Genomic DNA, 20926 nt, shown 5'->3' on the forward strand with positions numbered 1-20926 from the left:
CGGGGTTTAGTTAACCCAGACGCGAGCGTTGCGGAACATGCGCATCCAGGCGCCGTCTTCGTTCCACTCTTCAGGACGCCAGGAGTTCTGCACGGCACGGAATACACGCTCAGGGTGCGGCATCATGATGGTGACGCGACCGTCGCGGGTGGTCATGCCGCCAATACCGCGCGGCGAGCCGTTCGGGTTGGCCGGGTAGGTTTCGGTGACCTTGCCGTGGTTGTCCACATAACGCAGCGCAACGGTGCCGGAAATATCGGCTTCGAGCAGGGCGTCGTCATGGGCGAACTCGGCATGACCTTCGCCGTGAGCGATGGCGATCGGCATACGCGAACCGGCCATGCCCTGCAGGAAGATCGATGGCGATTCCTGGATCTGGACCATGGCAACACGGGCCTCGAACTGCTCGGAACGGTTACGCACGAAGTGCGGCCAGAACTCGCTGCCCGGAATCAGCTCATGCAGGTTGGACAGCATCTGGCAACCGTTGCACACACCGAGGGTGAAGCTGTCGGTACGCTCGAAGAAGCCCTGGAACGCATCGCGGGCACGGCTGTTGAACAAGGCCGATTTGGCCCAGCCTTCACCGGCACCCAGTACGTCGCCGTAAGAGAAGCCGCCGCACGCAACCATGCCTTTGAAGTCGTTCAGGTCGACACGACCGGCCAGGATGTCGCTCATGTGTACGTCGATGGCATTGAAGCCGGCGCGATCGAACGCAGCCGCCATCTCGACCTGACCGTTGACACCCTGCTCACGCAGAACCGCAACCTGAGGACGAACGCCTTTCTTGATGTACGGCGCAGCGATGTCATCGTTGACGTCGAAGCCCAGCTTGACGGTCAGGCCAGGGTTATCTTCTTCCAGCAGCGCATCGAATTCCTGATCGGCGCATTCGGCGTTGTCGCGCAGACGCTGGATCTGGTAGCTGGTTTCGGACCACTGACGTTGCAGCAGACGGCGCTGGCCGGTGAATACCGACTCGCCCGCGAAGCTGATGACCACTTCGTCGTTGTTCACCGGCTTGCCGATGACCGATACGCAGTCTTCCAGACCGGCAGCGCTGAACTGAGCCAGCACCAGTGGAGTTGCATCCTGACGAACCTGGATGACAGCACCCAGCTCTTCGTTGAACAGGATCGCAGCCAGCTCGGCCGAGGTTTCAGCCAGGCTGTCGAGGTACAGGTTCAAGCCGCAATGACCGGCGAACGCCATTTCCAGCACGGTGGTCAGCAGGCCACCATCGGAACGGTCGTGGTAAGCCAGCAGGTGGCCATCAGCATTCAGGCCCTGGATAACGGCGAAGAAAGCCTTGAGGTCTTCAGCGTCATCAACGTCCGGCGCAGAGCTGCCGAGCTTGCCGTAAACCTGGGCAAGAATCGAAGCGCCCATACGGTTCTGGCCACGACCCAGGTCGATCAGGATCAGGTCGGTTTCGCCCTTGTCCATGCGCAGCTCTGGAGTCAGGGTCTTGCGGATATCGGTAACAGGCGCAAAACCGGTCACGATCAGCGACAGCGGCGAGGTCACGCTCTTCTCGGCGCCCTCGTCGCTCCAGCGGGTTTTCATGGACATGGAGTCCTTGCCCACCGGAATGGTCAGGCCCAGCTCAGGGCACAGTTCCATGCCCACAGCCTTGACGGTGTCGTACAGACGCGCGTCTTCACCCGGATGGCCAGCAGCCGACATCCAGTTGGCCGACAGTTTGATGTCGGACAGCTTTTCAATACGCGAAGCGGCGATGTTGGTGAGGGTTTCACCAATGGCCATGCGACCGGAAGCCGGGGCGTCCAGCAATGCCAGCGGAGTGCGCTCGCCCATTGCCATGGCTTCGCCGGTGTTGACGTCAAAGCTGGTGGCCGTCACGGCGCAGTCAGCCACTGGCACTTGCCATGGGCCGACCATCTGATCGCGAGCCACCAGACCGGTGATGCTGCGGTCGCCGATGGTGATCAGGAAGTTCTTGCTGGCTACTGCCGGGTGACGCAGAACACGCTCCACGCTTTCGTCGATGCTCAGCGTGCTCGGATCGAAATCGTCGCCCAGTTCAGCTTCGCGCTCGACCGAACGGTGCATGCGCGGGGCTTTGCCCAGCAGCACTTCCAGCGGCATGTCCACAGGATTGTTGCCGAAGTGACTGTCGGTAACGGTCAGTTGAGGCTCGGCAGTGGCTTCGCCAACGACTGCGAACGGGCAACGCTCGCGCTCACAGATCGCCTTGAAACGCTCGAAATCTTCGGCAGAAACGGCCAGGACGTAACGTTCCTGGGACTCGTTGCTCCAGATTTCAAGCGGGGCCATGCCCGGCTCGTCATTAGGGACATTACGCAGCTCGAAACGACCGCCACGGCCGCCATCGTTCACCAGCTCAGGGAAGGCGTTGGACAGACCACCGGCACCCACGTCATGGATGAAGCTGATCGGGTTCTTGTCACCCAGTTGCCAGCAACGGTCGATGACTTCCTGGCAACGACGCTCCATTTCAGGGTTTTCACGCTGAACGGAAGCGAAATCCAGATCGGCGGAACTGGTGCCGGTCGCCATGGAGGAAGCAGCGCCACCGCCCAGACCGATCAGCATGGCCGGGCCACCCAGCACGATCAGCTTGGCGCCGACAGTGATCTCGCCCTTCTGGACGTGATCTTCGCGGATGTTACCCATACCGCCAGCCAGCATGATCGGCTTGTGGTAACCACGAACTTCATCGCCGTGCGGCGTGCTGATCGACTGCTCGAAGGTACGGAAATAACCGGTCAGGGCCGGACGACCGAATTCATTGTTGAACGCCGCGCCACCCAGCGGGCCTTCGATCATGATGTCCAGCGCGGTCACGATGCGCTCGGGCTTGCCGTAAGGCACTTCCCATGGCTGCACGAAACCGGGGATCTGCAGGTTGGAAACGGTGAAACCGGTCAGGCCGGCCTTTGGCTTGGCACCACGACCGGTTGCGCCTTCGTCGCGAATCTCGCCGCCGGAACCGGTCGATGCACCAGGGAACGGAGCAATCGCGGTCGGGTGGTTGTGAGTCTCGACCTTCATCAGGATATGCACAGGCTCCTGCACCGCACCGTACTGGCGGGTTTCAGGGTCCGGGAAGAAACGACCGGCAACATTGCCGACGATCACCGAGGCGTTGTCCTTATAAGCAGACAGAACGCCTTCGCTGTGCATCTGGTAGGTGTTCTTGATCATGCCGAACAGGCTTTTTTCCTGGCTTTCGCCGTCGATATCCCAACTGGCGTTGAAGATCTTGTGACGGCAATGCTCGGAGTTGGCCTGGGCGAACATCATCAGTTCGATGTCGTGAGGGTTGCGCCCCAGACCGTTGAAGCTGGTGACCAGATAATCGATTTCGTCTTCAGCCAGGGCCAGGCCCAGCTCGACGTTGGCTTTTTCCAGCGCAGCGCGACCGCCACCGAGGATATCCACGGCAGTCAGCGGCTTGGGTTCGGCATGGCTGAACAGGCTGGCGGCCTGCTCGTGATTGTCCAGAACCAGTTGGGTCATGCGGTCGTGCAGGCTGTCGGCGATGGCCTGAGCCTCGGCATCGCTGAACTGGCCTTCTACATAGAAGGCAATACCGCGTTCCAGACGCTGGATTTTGGTCAGACCACAGTTACGGGCAATATCGCTGGCCTTGCTCGACCAGGGCGAAATAGTGCCGAAACGTGGCAACACCAGGAACAGACGACCGTTCGGCTCTTGAACCGGCACACTCGGGCCGTATTTCAGGAGGCGATCGAGAACCTGCTGTTCTTCGCTGGACAGAACGCCAGTGACTTCAGCGAAGTGAGCGAATTCAGCGTACAAGCCACTGACAGCTGAAACTTTTTGTTTCAGTTGTTCTAGTAATTTGCTGTGGCGGAAGGCAGAAAGGGCAGGAGCACCGCGCAGGATCAACATCTTCGGGACAGCCTCGGGAAGGGGGTGTGCTTTGAGGCCACGCATTCTAGCCTAAACCGACCCTTTGAGCACCCAAAACGGCGACAAGGAATGCGCCCGAATGTCGCTTCTTTGCAGAAAACACCTCCTTTTTTGCCAAAAAGCCCTCTCCTATCAGACGCAAGCCTTGCTGTCGAGATATGGCGGCACCGGTGCTTTGCGTATACTGCACCGATGTTCTCCCTAGCAGATTTCCGCCCTCGTTGCGCCAAATGGCTCGTCGCAACCGGACTCTTCCTGATGCTCAGCGCCTGTGTGGATAAACCCAGCACACTGGAGCGAGTCAAGGAGGATGGCGTCCTGCGCGTTGTAACCCGTAACAGCCCCGCCACTTATTTCCAGGATCGCAACGGTGAAACCGGCTTTGAATACGAGCTGGTCAAGCGTTTTGCCGATGATCTGGGGGTCGAACTCAAGATCGAAACGGCTGACAACCTCGACGATATTTTCGAGCAGATCAACAAGCCTGGCGGCCCGGTACTGGCGGCAGCCGGCCTGATCGATACTCAGGAGCGCAAGCAGCAGGCCCGCTTCTCTCATCCTTATCTTGAGGTCACGCCGCAGGTTGTCTACCGCAACGGCCAGTCACGTCCCACCGACGCAGGCGATCTGGCAGGCAAACGCATCATGGTCCTCAAGGGCAGCAGCCATGCTGAACAACTGGCCGCCCTCAAGGCACAGAACCCCGGCCTGGAATATGAAGAGTCGGACGCCGTGGAAGTGGTCGACCTGCTGCGCATGGTCGATGAAGGCCAGATCGACCTGACCCTGGTCGATTCCAACGAGCTGGCCATGAACCAGGTCTACTTCCCCAACGTGCGCGTGGCCTTTGATCTCGGCGAAGCCCGTGAACAGCGCTGGGCCGTGGCTCCGGGCGAAGACAACAGCCTGCTGAACGAAATCAACGCCTACCTGGACAAGGTTGAAAAGAACGGCACCCTGCAACGACTGAAAGACCGCTATTACGGTCACGTCGATGTATTGGGCTATGTCGGCGCCTATACCTTCGCCCAGCACCTGCAGGAACGCCTGCCCAAATACGAGAAACACTTCCAGGCCTCGGCCAAGAAAGAGCAGGTCGACTGGAGGCTGCTGGCGGCCATCGGTTATCAGGAGTCATTGTGGCAACCCACTGTGACCTCCAAGACCGGGGTTCGCGGCCTGATGATGCTGACTCAGAACACCGCACAAGCCATGGGCGTTACCAACCGGCTCGACGCGAAACAAAGCATTCAGGGCGGAGCCAAGTACTTCGCCTATGTAAAGGATCAACTGGACGAGAAGATACAAGAGCCGGATCGCACATGGCTGGCGCTCGCGTCCTACAACATTGGCGGCGGTCATCTGGAAGATGCGCGCAAACTGGCCGAAAACGAGGGGCTGGACCCCAACAAGTGGCTGGACGTCAAAAAGATGCTGCCTCGTCTTTCTCAGAAGAAGTGGTACAGCAAGACCCGCTATGGCTATGCCCGAGGCGGCGAGCCAGTGCATTTCGTCGCCAACATTCGCCGCTACTACGACATTCTGACCTGGGTCACACAGCCACAACTCGAAGGCAATCAGGTAGCCGAAGGCAATCTGCATGTCCCCGCCGTAGACAAGACCAAACCCACGCAGGCTACACAGCCGGATGAGCAGAAGCAGAACCCCGCACTCTGATCGGCGCTAACCCTTGCTGGCCGCCCGACGCATCCTGAAAAACTCGCTCAACATCGCCCCGCACTCCTCCCCCAGGACACCGCCCTCGAACAACACGCGATGGTTGAGAAACCCTTGAGTGAAAAACTGCCCCTGGCTTTGCACAATACCTGCCTTGGGTTCCAGCGCACCGTAAACAACGCGGGCCACACGGGAATGAACGATCAGGCCCGCGCACATGCTGCAAGGCTCCAGCGTCACGTACAGCGTGCTGCCGGGCAGGCGATAGTTGCTGACCGCTTTGGCCGCATCGCGAATGGCGACCATCTCGGCATGGGCACTAGGGTCGCTGCCGCTGATCGGGCAGTTGTAGCCGCGACCAATGATCTGGCCGTCCAGCACCAGTACCGCGCCAACGGGCACCTCGCCCAATAGCGCGCCCTCGGCGGCCAACGCCAGCGCTTCGCGCATGAAGTCCTGATCGCGACTGCGATCAATGATTTGCGGTTGCCGCATCAAGAAACCTCTATCGCTGCCATAAGGCCGGTTTCCATGTGATCGATCACATGGCAGTGGAACATCCACACGCCGGGATTATCCGCGACCAACGCCACCCGCGCCCGCTCATTTCGGCCCAGCAGAAAGGTATCGGTGAAATAAGGAATGATTTTGCGCCGATTGGACGCGATCACCTTGAAACTCATGCCATGCAGATGGATCGGGTGCTGGTACTGAGTCATGTTCTTCAGCTCGAAGATGTAACTCTTGCCCAACACCAGCTTGGCAATAGGCCGGTCTGCACAGGTCTTGTCGGTGATGTCCCAGGCCTCGCCATTGATCTGCCAGAGGCTTGGCGGCTTGCCATTGTCGGTGTTGACCGACATGGAGCCGACCCACTCGAAGTTGAAGTTGATCTTCTCGGCATTCTCCAGATCCGGCTCGGCAATCGGATTGGCAGGCAACTCTGGCGGCCATTGGCCCGGCGCGTCGTTATTGGCGACCGAACGGAAAGTCCCCAACCGTACCGGCCCGTTGCGCAAGGCGATTTCCTCGCCCGCAGGCGGTGCCTTGATTGCCAGACAGATGCGCATCCCCGGCCCTAGCCAGTAATCCTCGCCGAAAGGACGCGGCGTCACCGGGTTGCCATCCAGCGCATAGATCTGCGCCTCAGCGTCCGGCAGGTTGAGACGATAGGTCACCGTGTTGTCGAGGTTAAGCAGGCGAACCCGAGTAATCTGCCCGGCAGGCAGATCGATAACCGCCTGGGGAATGCCGTTCAAGGTCGAAAGCCGTCCCGCCGTGCCTTCACGGGCGGCTTCGCGCAAGACACTGAACTCTGTGAAAGCCCCCTCTTCGTCCACATGCCAGCTCTTCAGGCTGACCGTGCGCTCATGCAGGAAGCCCGTGGGCTCGCGCTCTTCGATAATCAGCGGCCCCACCAGACCGCGGCCCAGCTCTTCGCTGCTGCTGACATGCGGGTGATACCAGTAACTGCCTGCATCCGGCACACGGAACTTGTAATCGAAATATTCGCCCGGCTTGACCGGCAACTGCGAAACATAAGGCACGCCGTCCATTTCCAGCGGCAACCGGATGCCATGCCAGTGAATAGTGGTTTCCACAGGCAACTGGTTAATAAAGCGCAAGCGCAGCCACTCGCCCTGACGTACGCGCAACTCGGTGCCCGGCGCAGAACCACCGAACGCCCAGGCTGGCGTCTTGTGCCCTGCGACCAGCTCGACATCCAGCGGCGCGGCAATCAGCTCGAAATCATGCCCTTCCCCCGGCCCACGCCGTCCCAGCCAGTAACGCGAAGCACCACCTGCGCCCAAACCAACCACGGCAAGACCGGCCAGACCTCCGAGAATTTGTCGACGGGTAAAGGACATAGGGGAAAAAACCTCAAGAACGACTGCGGGATGCACCTGAGAGTGGGTGCGAGGGGCGAATACGATACACCTGCGTTTAGGGAAAGATAAGGGCATCAATACCGCACTAACTATCTAGCGCTCCCGTTCTCACGATTCACGACACGCTTGGAGGATTCCATACACGAGATAGAACCTGTGAACCAGAACAACACCCCCACATCCGCACCGCCCTTTTCCCAGGACCGGATGACGCTGAAAAGCATCGCCCGACGCCTTGCAGAAGGCTGCCCCGACATGCGCCAGCAGGCCCTGGAAACAGCCGGGAATATCCTGCGCAAACACACCGGCCTGACGATTTCTCCAGACACCGTCTACTGGCACCGCTTCACCACGGCGGTGAGCAGCCATGTCACCTTCAGTGGCTGGCAGCATTATGGTTCGCCAATCGAGTCAATGACCCTGCCGCAACTGATCCTGCATCGATTCAACGCAGAGGATCAGGACTATGCAGACGAACTGCAAACGATGAGTGGCTTTTACACAGCCGGGCCGCAGGCCGATGTCTACGATGAGCACACTGAAATAAAAATGCTTGTTTCAGATGTCATGAGCGATTTGTGGGCTATCGATTTCAGCACGCAATACAAGGCAAAACTTGCCAGCTTCTGGCAAAACTGCGCCGAGGACTTCCGTACCCTCAGCAAAGCCAACTTCCTGTCCAAGGTCCTGGAAGATCGGCACAACGGTCATTTATCCGCCCAGGACACCCAGTCGATCATTCAGGCTGTCGCGAACAATATTCACACACCGATCCAGTTGTCGATGCTGACTGCTACAACCAGCGCGCCTGCCGGAGTACGTGTCACGGCCTTTGATCTCGGGGGTCATGAAGCCAGCGATATCCTGCGCATCGTGACTCCCAAGGGCCGACAAATTATCTATATACCCGGGGAAATCACCCCTATTCATGTTTTCGATACGCCGGAGCACTTGAAAACCTGGCTCGTCAGCGAAACAACGAAAGTCGGTGACCGGGCGCGATTGCTCTCGCATTTCCCGCTTTCAATGCGCAACGAGATCAGCAACGACGTCGGCCTCAACCATCTGATGGATCTGCTGCCCACTGCCAGCACCTCATTGATCAATCAAAATGACCGCGACCTGGGCATGGATGCATTCACCTGGCTTCGGGACAGCGCACGCACCCGCATGAACGCCGATGCCAATCTGTCCATGCGCTCCAATTCGGACCTGCGAAAGCAGATGTGGATCGGTTATCTCAATGCGTTCTCCCATGTCATCGGCCCACTGGCGGCTATTGACTGGCCTGTTGCGCTGGCCGTGGTGGGTGCCGGGCTGGCGGACATGGGGCTGAACATCGATCAGGCGGTCAACGGCCACACCACTGCCGAGCGCAAGGCAGGTGTTATCGGGGCCATCACCAGCGGAGTGGACGTGCTGTTCAACAGCCTGTTCCTGATCGGCGGTTTTCCGGAAGCAGAACACCCGGTTATCGCTCACGAAGCAACATTGCCTGTTGCAACCGAGGTCGAGCCAGGCATTGCCCCTGCAATCACAGAGGCTTCAGCAGTGATACCGGCCAAGGCGCCGGAGCTGCCTGAAGACTTCAAGAGCACAGTCTCGCTTGTCGGCTCACCCGTGGCGCAAAGTGGCCGCATGCAGGGTATCTATCAACTGACTGACGGCAGTACCTACGTTTCGATCAAGGGCGAGACTTACCGCGTTCGCTTCATTAACGAGATGAACGGCTGGGCAATTATCGACCCGAACAATCCTTTCTCGTTCTACCGCAATGTCCCGATACGCATCAATGCGGCCGGTCAGTGGGAAACGCTCAAGACCAATGGCCTTAGAGGCGGAGGCCCCGTGGCATCAAGCCTGAGGTCATCGCGAGTCACTTACCCAATCAGGGCCAGCGCCTACGACGTCCCCGAAAACATGAAGCAGGATCTCGCCGTTGCAGCCAATGGTGGAGACCGCAAGGTCTTGCAGGGGGATTGGGCCAGGCTTCATTCATGGACAGACCCCTACATTGATTTCAGGGCACTGAGAGAGCGATTGCGTACGGATGCCTTCCAGTTCTTCAGTCAGACAAAGTTGCCGCAAAGGCCTGAGATGCCACGGCTTGAAGCCACCGACACCTGTAAATCCACACTGCAGAAAATCCTGGCCAATGCTCCTGGCCTGGTTATCGGGGAAAGCCACGCCGAATTAGGCAGCAAGAAATTCCTGATCGATAACATGCGCCTGTTGAAAAAACTTAATGTCAGAACGCTGTATATGGAACATCTGCTCAACGACTTCCATTTGCAGGACCTGAAAACGTTTGCCGAATCGGGGAACATGCCGGGCAATCTGAAAACCTACCTGCGAAACCTGGACACAGGTCATCACACAGACCCCATGGGGCAGTACACCTTTCTCGAACTGGTGAATGCCGCCAATGAAAACCACATCCGTATCCAGCCCCTCGACTGCATGGCCAGTTATCGAATTGTCGGCATGAACGACTCCGATGGGCTGCTGCGTATCAAAATGATGAACTACTTCGCTCACACCACCATCCAGGCCGATGCACCGAACCTAGGCCCTAAAGGCAAATGGCTGGCGCTGGTCGGCAATGCACACGCCAATACCTATGAAGGGGTGCCCGGCATCAGCGAACTGGAAGGGGTCATAGGCATAAGAGCCGAGGACGTCAGCCTGGGCCAGCCCGAAGGCTTTTCGATTGACCCGGGCCAGGTCATGAATGGCGAGATCGGCAGGCTGCCCACTTTCGTCAAAAGCGACTTCAGAATGCAGATGGCAATCAACAAGGTGTATCCACAACCAACGATAGAAAATCGCCTGATCATTCCGGGAATGTTTGTCATCAATAGAAATACAGGCAGCCCGCTATTGATCCACCGCGCCTCGGACGGCGCTATCGTGCGAACGGCCATCAAGACCAGCCGCGGCAAGTTCTTTATCGAACGCCCTAGATGGCTGGCCATCAGCGGCCGCCCTTTTGACAATCTGGGCCAACTGGTCGATGCGCTGAAATTGATGGGAATGAAGGATGTCAGCTAGAAGGTGCCGAGGTAAATGAACAAGAGGCGGATAGAACTCAGCGGTTGTATCCGCCCTTTTTAGGGGCGCCATGGCTCGACTTTGATCGCCATCCATCATCTCTGCCGGCTGAAAATGCACTTTGATACCAAGCCTCAACACAAACGATTCTCGTTTGTGATATTTTCCCGCGCTCGCTTGCATGTCAGCCAAGGTGGCTTTATGTCCGGTTCAGATCTCAAGGCGCTTTATCTCGCCCATCGCGCAGAAATCCAGGAATACCTGGATCGCCGCTTGCGTTGCAAAGAGACCGCTGCCGACCTGACGCAGGACACGTTCATTCGCCTCTCCGAGCAGATGGGTCGTACACGGATAGAAAACTTCCGCGCCTATCTGTTTTCCAGCGCCAGAAACCTGTTTATCGATCACACCAGACGCCAGGAACATCGTAAAAGCGAGCCGCTGGAAAGCCAGGAAATGAGCAGCGTCGGGCAAAGAACGCCAACCCTTGAACAGGCAGCCATCGCCAACCAGCAACTGGCAACCTTGAACGAGGTGATTCAACGCATGCCTGCGCCTTGTCGCGAGGTTTTCCTGATGGTACGGGTCGAAGGCATGACCTATGCCGAGATTGGCGAACGCCTCGGCATTTCTCCGAAAACGGCCTATAGCCGTATGGTCAAGGCACTGGACTTACTGAAGCTTGGCATGTCCAAGTGAGCCTGTATCTGTCGCAACAGCCAACGCATGTGAACAGGCTGGATTACAATCACCCGCCAGTACTCTTTCCAGTTGAATTGATTATCCAATGAATCCCGAACCGCCCTTGCTCGATCAATCCGCACGTCAGCCTGATGATATAAGCCATCAGGCCAGCGTCTGGTTTGCGTTGATGAATGGCGGATCGCCAACTCAGGCCGAGCGCGAGGAACTGGCAAGGTGGATAGAGACCTCTGCTCAGCATGCTCAGGCCTATGCCGAGCTGGAAAGTCTATGGGCCGCATCGGCACTCTTGCTGAAACCTGAACCGCCCGTGGCGCGCACTCAACTGTCCCGGCGTCGCTTCGTCGGTCTTGGGGTCGCCGCCAGCGCTGTGGCCGTCACGGCGGGTGCGACCTCCTTCTGGCTCAAGGGAACAGGCTCACCCTTTGCAGATGTGCGTACCGCCGTGGGCGAGCGTCGTCAGGTGAACTTGCCAGATGGCTCGACCGTGGACCTTGCCGCAGATACAGCCCTGAATCTGGACTTTTCATCCTCCAGACGCTCAGTGGAACTGCTGCAGGGCGAAGCGTTTTTCAGCGTGGTGCCTGCTGCCATTGAGTTTCGGATCAATACGGAAGCTGGCCAGGTGCTCGCTCGTGAAGGCGAATTCTGCCTGGCATGCGACAAGGCAAGCGCCCGGCTGGCAGTCACTCGAAAGAACGTACGGGTCGTCACGGCCACTCAACAGACAGACCTGGAAGAAGGCTTTTCCGTACGCTTCAGCCCCAACCAGACCGGTACGATTCAACACGCCGAGCTGGAGCAAATACTGGCCTGGCGCGATGGCCGCCTGGCATTCTTCGACACCCCGCTGCTCACCGTTGTCGATGAATTGCAGCGATGGCGAGAAGGGAAAATCTTCATCATGGACAAGCGACTCGCTGCACGCCGGGTCAGCCTGATCCTCAACCTGAACAGGCCCGATCAGATGCTGGATGTCCTTGCCAGGGCTCTGTCGGTGCGTACGACTCGCTACACCGACTTGGTCACGCTGATCTACCCCGCCTGAAACTTCGCGCATAAATAATTCAAGACACCTTCAGGAATCGCGATTGCTCATCCGTCTTAACGGGACTGATTGATATTCGCATATCTGCGCGCACTTCATAGGAAGCGACCTGAATGGCCAAAACACCAAACCCGAGCCTGAAAACCGATCCCCGCTGGCAGCGTAATGCCCTTGGCGCAGCACTCGCGTGTGCTTTACTCGTCGGTACCGTTCAGGCTCACGGAGCATCAGGTCAGGCCGCTGCAAGCACTGTAGAAAAGCTGTCGCTCAATATTCCTGCGCAACAGCTACGTCAGGCACTGTTGATATTCAGCCGACAATCCGGGCAGAACGTGCTGCTCGACGGCAACCTGGACGCGACCTTGCGCAGTAGCGCAGTCATCGGCAGTTATTCAGCCGAGGAAGCATTGACGAAGTTACTGCAAGGCAGTGGCTATAGCTTCGCCCGTACTGACGCGGTCACGGTTTACCTTGTCCCGTCAGACAATAAAAGTGTGGACAACGAAGTGATCCTTGGCCCTACCCAGATTCAGTATCGCGCCATGCAAGACGACAGCCCAAGCCAAGGCTATCAGGGCAAACCCGTCTCCAGCACTACGCGCCTGGGCCTGAGCGACAAGGACACACCACAGGCGATCACCGTAGTAACCCGCGAGCAAATGGACGACTTCAAACTCAACAGCGTGAAAGAGGCGTTGCGCAACGCACCATCCGTCACCGTCGAACAGTTCGAAACCGATCGCACCGCCTTTACCTCGCGTGGCTTCAAGATCGAAAACTTTGAATACGACGGCATGAGCCTGCCATTTTCGGGCGGCGTGCTGGTCGGCGATCAAGACATGACGGAATTCGAGCAGGTCGACGTGCTGCATGGCGCCAACGGGCTCATGAGCGGCACGGGTGACCCGTCGGCTACCGTCAATCTGGTCCGCAAACGGCCTACCGATACCTTCCAGGCCAGAATCGACAGCAGCATCGGCTCCTGGGACAACCGCCGACTGGGCCTGGATGTATCCGGCCCCCTGACAGACAGCGGCAACGTTCGCGGACGCTTCATCACGTCCCACGACAAAGGTAACTCCTACCTCGATCAGTACAGCCACGAAGTCAACGTGGCAGCAGGTTTGCTGGCCTTTGACCTGTCCGATGCCGATACCCTGACCGTGGGCTTTACCCAACAGAACAGCTACTCCAATGGCAGCACCTGGGGAGCCTTGCCTATCGCCGATTACGCAGGCAACCGTATTCACTACAGCAGCCGCAGTTCCAGCGTCGGCCAGCCGTGGACCTACTGGGACGTCCATACCAAACGCGCTTTCATCGAGCTGACACACGCTTTCGACAATGGCTGGGCAAGCACTGTCACCCTGGCAGGAATGAGCCAGGACTCCGATACCAAAATGCTGTACGCCATCCCGGCAACGGCTACCGATGCTTATGCCTATATCAACCGCACCACCAGCACGGAACATCAGGTGACGGGTGAAGCGCGGCTGTCCGGCCCATTCAAACTCCTCGGACGGGAACATGAATTGACCGTGGGCGCCAATTACGGGCGCACCCATCATGACGAACGCGGGCACTACAGAGATGCATCGGGCAACCAGCTTGTCAGCCTCTCCGATGCACTGGCCGGCAACGTGGTGCAACCGGCACTGAACTACACCGACGACCTCAATACCCAACTGTTCACCGACCGCCAGAAAAGCCTGTTCGCCGGGGCGCGCTTCAGCCTTGTCGATGAACTGCACTGGATCGCCGGGGCACGCATGCTCAGCGCCGATGGCGAAGGGGCTGGCTACGGCTCGCCACACAACACCCGAGTACACGGCAAGGTAACGCCCTATACCGGCCTGGTTTATGACCTCACGCCACAGTGGAGCCTGTACACCAGCTGGACGGAGATCTTCAAACCTCAATACGTGCGCAGCACCAGTGGTGGAGTGATCCTGCCACTTGAAGGCAAAAGCATGGAAGCCGGTGTGAAAGGTCGCCTGCTCGATGAACGACTGACCGTGACTGCTGCGGTATTCAAGACAGACCAGCAAAACGTCGCCGAACTCACCGGGGAAATCGTGGGTGGCCAATACGTCTATCGCGGCACGAACGTCAAAAGCCGGGGCATCGAACTGGGAGCCTCCGGCGAAGTACTGACCGGCCTCGAACTGGCTGGCGGCTATAACTTTGTGCGGATCGAAGACGACGATGGCGAGGAGGCTCGCAAGTACATCCCTACTCATACCTTGCGCGGCAGCCTGACTTATCGCCTGCCCGGCCTGCCCAAGGCCAAAGTCGGCACCCGCCTTCAATGGCAAAGCTCAACCGAGCTGGACACCAACAAAAATGTCAGCCAGGAGGCCTACGCCCTGGTGGACCTGATGGCCAGCTACGACATCGACGAGCACTGGAGCACATCGCTGAACATGAACAACGTCACCGACCGCAAATACTTGCTGTCGCTGTATCAGTCGGCAGGCTCCACCAACTATGGCGCGCCACGGAATCTGACGGCTTCGGTGACGTGGAAGTATTGATCTGCCAGATGCAGGAAAGCCCCTGAGTTCAGGGGCTTTCTTTTGGTCATCTGGTTACAGGAGCAACATGGGCATCACAGCAGGACTGGAAACACCTGGCTGCCGTTTACCCAAGTCTCCCGTACCCCGATGTCGCGCATTCCCTTGGCGTGAATCATCGGCCACTGCAACGGGTTTTTCGCCAGGATCACGAGATCGGCCTGCTTGCCCGGCAACAGCGAGCCGACCTGATGATCAAGATGGCATTGCCAGGCCGCATCGATCGTCACTGCACGCAACGCCTGATGCACATTAAGACGCTCATCCGGGTTCAGCACATTGTCATCCTCGTTCACCGGAGTCTTGTCCTTCAAGGCCTCCATCACACGCCCGATCGACTGTTCCATATAACGCAGCGGGCCGAACGGCGTGACGAAATGGTCGCTGTGCAGGCTGATTCGCAGGCCCGCTTTCAACGCCGAGGCGCAACGGTCCAGCAGCAATGCACGCTCGGCACCGAGAATCGTGTCCCTGAACGCCTTACCCCAGTAACCGACGTGACCGATCAGAAAGCTTGGCGAGATCGCCATCCGCTTCATCAGGCCGATTGCATCATCGTGAAGCAACGAAGCGTGTTCGATCCGGTGGCGTTGCCCGGCCCAGGCAGGTTCAGTCGGGAAAGGCCGCTTGGGTGCTGGCGGAGGCGGCACCTTGCTGAGTGCCATCTGATAGGCAGCCAGCACGTTGGCGATGCCTTCGTCGCCGTTGGCGTGCGTCAGAATCGGCCAGCCCGCCGAGTTCGCCAACGCCATCACGTCCGCCAGTTTCCTCACCGGATCGTAGTTGAACAGTCCGTAGGCACCGACGCCTGGCACAGAATGCTCTTCGCAGCAGTGGTATGGCTGGCTCTGCAACCCGGTCAACCCCTGGTTCGAGCCGTCGGCGATCAGCTTGATCGCACGCAATGTAAACAGGCTGTTTCCGTCACTCGACAACTCGGGCTTGTAGCAATCGATCCAGGTCATAAAGTCGTTGCTATTACCGTACAGCGCGCCGCCTACCCGGAGCGTCATCGCCGAGGTCGCCGCCAGCCCTTTCATCAGTGGGACCTCAACCGTCCCTGCAATCAGACCGACGCTCGCATCGAACACGGTTGTGATGCCACGCTCGTTCGCCTGCCGAAACACGATCTTCAGTCCGTCGAAGATCTGCTGAGGTGTAGTAGCTGGCATTGCTTTTATCATCAGTTGGGATTGCTGCTCGGTCAGGACCCCTGTCGGGTATTCCTTGTCGAGCCCGGCCGCCTTCAGCGCAAGAGTGTTGGCATAGCTGATGTGACCAGAGGCGTTGAGCAGAAAAATCTGGACCTTGGTACCGGCGCTGATCTCATCGAGGAACTTGGCATCGATGTCTTTCCAGACCGTCATCAACGAAGGATCGACGCCATAACCGGTCACCCACGGCTGTGCTAACTCGCTCGCCGCCTTGACGGCTTTGCGGAGCCGCTCCTTGACCACTTCAATGCTGTAATCCGTATTCAGGTCCTGCCCGTTAAACGGCGACAAATCCGTCCAGGTGGTCATGAGTGCGCTCGAGATCAGGTGCGCATGCGGATCGATCAGGCCCGGCAACAGAGTCTCATCACCCGTGAGCTGCCGCTCAACCGGCTCGTACTTTTTCATCGCCTCACGCACACCATGAAGCATACCGCTCTCGATCACCTTACCGTTGGCGATCCCGATAGCCTCGACAGGATGCTCGGGGTGCTCAGGGTCCGGATAAATATGTCCGCCATGAAAGATCACAGCCTGCGGCAACCCTTTTGGGCCTTTCTGCTGGGCCACTTCAGCGAGCAAGTCCTGCCACTGACTGTGATCGTGCTGATAAGTCGGCAACATATGGGGACTGCAACAGGCACAACCGAACTGGAAGCGTTCAGACATGGTGATTCCTTTCAGGGGGTACTGTGTGGGTATGGGTAGATGAGATTAACGTGCCATCACAGGGACTTTCCAGATAATTCGGGGGTGAAAAAAAGCCCGTATTCAAGCGGGCTTGAGCATGCCGACATTTCCTATTCACGAATATCGAACGATTGCAGAGCAACTCCCGTAACACGGGAGCTGCATCACAAGACGCTTAAACCAACTCGGCTAAAGAAGCGGGGTTGAATCCGCCCAACGTTGCGAGTTCTCCACTTTCTACCTTCGACGCCCAGTCCGGATCACTCAGCAGTACACGGCCTACAGCGATCAGGTCAAACTCTTCGCGCTCCATGCGCTCGACAAGCCGGTCCAGACTCGCAAGCGCAGGGGCCGAACCCTTGCCGGCAAAGGCATTGGTTACATCGTTGTCCAGACCAACCGAACCCACACTGATGCTTGCGGCCCCGGTCACCTTCTTGGCCCAGCCCGCGCAGTTCAATCCGTTTTCGCCATCAATCTCGGGGAACTCAGGCTCCCAGAAGCGGCGTTGCGAACAGTGCAGCACGTCGACACCGGCCTCGACCAGCGGAAGCAGCCAGTCTTCCATCAACGCTGGTGTCTCGGCGACACGCACGCCAAAATCCTGCTGCTTCCACTGGCTGACGCGCATGATGATCGGGAATTCGGGGCCGACCGCATCACGAACGGCAGCAACGATCTCGCTGGCAAAGCGCGAGCGCTCTTTGATGGTCGGGCCGCCATAACGGTCGGTGCGCTGATTGGTGCCCGCCCAGAAGAACTGATCGATCAGGTAACCATGAGCCCCATGAATCTCGACGGTGTCGAAGCCCAGGCGTTTGGCATTTGCAGCGGCCTTGGCATACGCAGCCACCGTATCGGCAATATCCTCTTCGCTCATCGCCACACCGCGCGGATCACTTGGCGTATTGAGGCCAGACGGGCTTTCAACGGGCGCATCCGGCTCCCAACCTCTGTCGCTACGTACTGCACCGGTGTGCCAGAGTTGCGGCCCCATGCGACCACCCGCACCTTTAACCGAATCGATCACGTTCTTCCATCCGGCCAACGCCGCGTCACCATGGAAAAAAGGAATGCTGGCCTCATTACGTGACGCCGGGCGATCAATGACCGTGCCTTCCGACAGAACCAACCCAACGCCCCCTTCCACCCGACGGCGATAATAGGCAGCACTCGCCTCACCCGGTATGCCCTCCGGAGCGAAGAGGCGCGTCATCGGAGCCATGACAATCCTGTTTTTCAACTCCAGAGAGCCGATGGAAAAAGGACGGAATAAAACGCTGGTATCAAGGTTTGACATCGAAGTTGAATCCATTGATTTCGGAAGGCATATAAGTATATTTTGTAAACTTAATGTCAATTAGGCACCTTGAGTCGCCTAGGTATACCTGAGGAAACCTGATGCTCGAAATACAGCCACAATGTTTTTCGTCGGACTGCCCCAGTCGCGCACTGTTTGATCAGATCGCAGACAAGTGGTCCATGATGGTTCTGGCTGTTCTGGATGAAGAGCCACACCGCTTCAACGCCATCAAACGCCGACTGGAAGGCGTGACCCAAAAGGCGCTCACACAATGCCTGAGACGACTGGAGCGTAATGGACTGGTTTCCCGACAGGTCATCTCGCTTTCGCCCGTGGCAGTGCAATACGAAATCACCCCGCTAGGCCAAAGCCTGCAACAGCCATTTCGTGAGCTGCACAAATGGACACTGCTGAAATTGCCGGAGGTTGAAGAGGCGAGGTTGCAGTTTGATAGTGCGGCTGGGAGGGAGATTTAGGGGGCCGTGTATTGTTGAGATTGAAGTTCTTGACCTCCAAACCAAAACCCACCGGCACCGTCTTAAGCCAAAAGTTAAAAACCGTCTCACCTCCGGAAAAGCGCCAATCGTCGCAGATGACAGCCCACTGGCCATTAATTGTCGATGCTGTTCGACGGTGCCTGCCCCGCTTACAACTATTACGACCGGTTGGCGGAACGAAATCAAAGTGCCACTAGTCGTAACGATTGTAGAAATCAGAGGATTGGCCGACACGATCCCATGAGAGCAGTTTCTAGCCCTGCTCGATCCGGTCTGGAAAGGATAATCCGTTCGGTTATTTATCTGGTTGTATTTTCAGAGCGTCGTCTGATGAAGAAAACACTGCTCGGCGTGCGAGCGTTGATGTCTGTGCCCAAGGACAATCCTGGGCTGGTCAAGGCGCAATACATCGCGCTGTCTCGCCAATTGCCCATGATGTATTTCATCCTGCTGATCAACACCCTGATGCTGGCGGGCACCCACTTTGCGGTCGCGCCGCGCTGGCTGGTGGTGTATTGCCCGTTGATCATGACGTTGTTCGGCGTGATTCGTGCGGCGGAATGGATGCGCACGCGCGGGCGGACGCGCAGCCCGGAGCAGATGCTGGCGGCGCTGAAGCGCACCAATATGCTCGCGCCGTTTGTCGCCGTGGCGTTCACCGCCTGGTCGCTGGCGCTGTTTCCCTATGGCGACAGCTATGCCCAGGCGCATGTCGCCTTTTATATGGCGATCACCGTCATCGGCTGCATTTTTTGCATGATGCACCTGCTGCCAGCAGCCCTGGCCACCACAGCAGTGGTCAACACGGCGTTCGTGGTGTTCTTCGCGTCCACCAATATCATTACCTTTATTGCCACTGCGATTGACGTCCTGCTGGTGTCCATCGCCATGCTGATCATTCTCAAGGCGCAGTACGCCGACTTCACCCGGCTGGTGAACATGCAGGCGCAGACGGCAAAACTCAGCGAGGAAAACCTTCACCTGGCCAATCAGGACAGCCTGACCGGACTGGCCAATCGGCGGCAGTTCTTTTCCCGCCTCGATACGCTGCTGTCCCGCGCCCGCGAGCAGGAGATTCGCCTGGCCGTGGGGCTGATCGACCTGGATGGCTTCAAGCCGGTTAACGATCTGTATGGCCATAGCATTGGTGACAAACTGCTCTGTCAGGTTGGCCAGCGCCTGACCGGGCTGCTCGACGAAGATGTGCATCTGGCCCGGCTGGGAGGCGACGAGTTCGGCCTGATCATCACTCAGGCCATGAGCGACGATCAGTTGCGGGCGTTTGGCGAGAAAATCTGCGCCAGCATGCGCGAGCCGTTTCTGCTGGTGGACATCCCTATCCAGATTAGTGCGTCACTGGGCATCGCGACCTTCCCGGATCAGGCATCCGACGCAACGCAAGTGTATGAATACGCCGACTATGCCCTGTATCAGAGCAAGCGCCACCGCCCCGGCACGGTCTGCCTGTTCAGCGCAGCCCATCGCCAGCAGCTCAATCGCGAAGGGCTAACCGAACAGGCCCTGCGCAGGGCCGATCTGGATGAGGAGTTTCACGTGGTGTTCCAGCCCATTGTGGATGTTCACAGCCAGCAAACCGTCGCGTTCGAGGCCCTGGCACGCTGGGAAAGCCCGGAGTTGGGTAACGTGCCGCCCAGTGAGTTCATCCCGATTGCCGAGCGCGTCGGCATGGTCAATCGCCTAACGGTGCCGTTGCTGAGCAAGGCGCTGGACACAGCCGCGAGCTGGCCTGCGGGTATCCGCCTGTCATTCAACCTGTCCGCCCACGACTGTGGTTCGGAGGAAGCCGCCCAGCAGATCGTCGAGCTGATCAAAAGCAGCCGTTTCGACCCGGCCTGCCTCGATCTGGAAATCACCGAAACTGCGGTCATCCAGGACCTGCTGCAGACCCAGCGAGCAATCAGCCGGTTTCGCGAACTGGGCTGCGGCATTTCCCTCGACGACTTCGGCACCGGCTATTCCAGCCTGAGCCAGATCCACGCGCTGTCGCTGACCAAACTGAAGGTGGACCGCACCTTCGTCACCAACATCCACCTAAACCCGGCCAGCTTCAAGATCGTCAAGTCACTGATTGCCCTGTGCCAGGACATGAAGCTGGAATGCATCGTCGAAGGCGTGGAAACCGCCGCAGAACTCGACGCCCTGAAAAACCTCGGCTGCGCCTGGGCCCAAGGCTACCTGTTCTCCAAACCCATGCGCGCCAGCGACATCAGCACCTGGCTTGAAGGCGAGCAACTGGCCAGGGTGCAGGCGGTTTAATTTGCTGATGGGGCAGGGCGCAGCTGGCGCTCGTGCCACGGTAGCAAGCCCCGCTATCTGAATTTGCCAGCCCCAAAAGCG

Annotated in this window: 12 protein-coding genes; 7 read left to right on the top strand and 5 right to left on the bottom strand. The window is 58.2% G+C overall.

The window, feature by feature from the left end; all coding sequences use genetic code 11:
• Positions 1-6 precede the first annotated feature (6 nt).
• Positions 7-3903, bottom strand: a complete 3897-nt coding sequence (gene purL / locus JL015_RS07125; RefSeq protein ID WP_201018092.1) for a phosphoribosylformylglycinamidine synthase — start codon at positions 3901-3903, stop codon at positions 7-9.
• Positions 3904-4116: 213 nt separating this feature from the next.
• Between purL and mltF the strand changes: the two genes are divergently transcribed.
• Positions 4117-5601, top strand: a complete 1485-nt coding sequence (gene mltF, locus JL015_RS07130) for a membrane-bound lytic murein transglycosylase MltF (RefSeq protein ID WP_201017939.1) — start codon at positions 4117-4119, stop codon at positions 5599-5601.
• 6 nt (positions 5602-5607) lie between these two features.
• On the opposite strand, the gene tadA is transcribed toward mltF, so the two are convergent.
• Together tadA and JL015_RS07140 are read right to left on the bottom strand one after the other, a co-directional pair.
• Positions 5608-6096 (bottom strand): tRNA adenosine(34) deaminase TadA, encoded by a 489-nt coding sequence (tadA, locus tag JL015_RS07135; protein WP_201017940.1) that lies wholly within the window; start codon positions 6094-6096, stop codon positions 5608-5610.
• On the bottom strand, positions 6096-7469 hold the full coding sequence (locus JL015_RS07140; protein WP_201017941.1) for a multicopper oxidase family protein: 1374 nt from the start codon (positions 7467-7469) through the stop codon (positions 6096-6098). The genes tadA and JL015_RS07140 overlap by 1 nt, the downstream gene beginning before the upstream one ends.
• Positions 7470-7646: 177 nt before the next feature.
• On the opposite strand from JL015_RS07140, the gene JL015_RS07145 reads away from it, so the two are divergent.
• The 4 genes from JL015_RS07145 to JL015_RS07160 all read left to right on the top strand — a co-directional run bounded on the left by JL015_RS07145 (position 7647) and on the right by JL015_RS07160 (position 14825).
• On the top strand, positions 7647-10541 hold the full coding sequence (locus tag JL015_RS07145) for a membrane-targeted effector domain-containing toxin (RefSeq protein ID WP_201017942.1): 2895 nt from the start codon (positions 7647-7649) through the stop codon (positions 10539-10541).
• Positions 10542-10742: 201 nt separating this feature from the next.
• The gene (locus tag JL015_RS07150; protein WP_201017943.1) at positions 10743-11240 is read left to right on the top strand and encodes an RNA polymerase sigma factor; all 498 of its coding nucleotides are present in this window, start codon (positions 10743-10745) and stop codon (positions 11238-11240) included.
• 88 nt (positions 11241-11328) lie between these two features.
• A complete protein-coding gene (locus JL015_RS07155) occupies positions 11329-12291 on the top strand; it encodes a FecR family protein (RefSeq protein WP_201017944.1) in 963 nt (320 codons plus the stop codon).
• 113 nt (positions 12292-12404) lie between these two features.
• Positions 12405-14825, top strand: coding sequence for a TonB-dependent siderophore receptor (locus tag JL015_RS07160; protein WP_236250175.1), 2421 nt, complete (start codon positions 12405-12407; stop codon positions 14823-14825).
• Positions 14826-14899: 74 nt separating this feature from the next.
• Here JL015_RS07160 and JL015_RS07165 read toward each other — a convergent pair whose 3' ends face one another.
• Both JL015_RS07165 and JL015_RS07170 read right to left on the bottom strand, forming a co-directional pair.
• The gene (locus JL015_RS07165; protein ID WP_201017945.1) at positions 14900-16702 is read right to left on the bottom strand and encodes an amidohydrolase; all 1803 of its coding nucleotides are present in this window, start codon (positions 16700-16702) and stop codon (positions 14900-14902) included.
• A gap of 241 nt (positions 16703-16943) precedes the next feature.
• Positions 16944-18068 (bottom strand): NADH:flavin oxidoreductase, encoded by a 1125-nt coding sequence (locus JL015_RS07170; RefSeq protein ID WP_201017946.1) that lies wholly within the window; start codon positions 18066-18068, stop codon positions 16944-16946.
• A gap of 101 nt (positions 18069-18169) precedes the next feature.
• On the opposite strand from JL015_RS07170, the gene JL015_RS07175 reads away from it, so the two are divergent.
• Both JL015_RS07175 and JL015_RS07180 read left to right on the top strand, forming a co-directional pair.
• Positions 18170-18547: a winged helix-turn-helix transcriptional regulator gene (locus JL015_RS07175; protein ID WP_201003731.1), complete on the top strand. Its 378-nt coding sequence runs from the start codon at positions 18170-18172 to the stop codon at positions 18545-18547.
• Between the two features lie 351 nt (positions 18548-18898).
• On the top strand, positions 18899-20845 hold the full coding sequence (locus JL015_RS07180; protein ID WP_201017947.1) for a putative bifunctional diguanylate cyclase/phosphodiesterase: 1947 nt from the start codon (positions 18899-18901) through the stop codon (positions 20843-20845).
• Positions 20846-20926: the final 81 nt, after the last annotated feature.

Source organism: Pseudomonas cichorii (assembly GCF_015471405.1).
GTDB classification, from domain to species: Bacteria; Pseudomonadota; Gammaproteobacteria; order Pseudomonadales; family Pseudomonadaceae; genus Aquipseudomonas; species Aquipseudomonas serbiensis.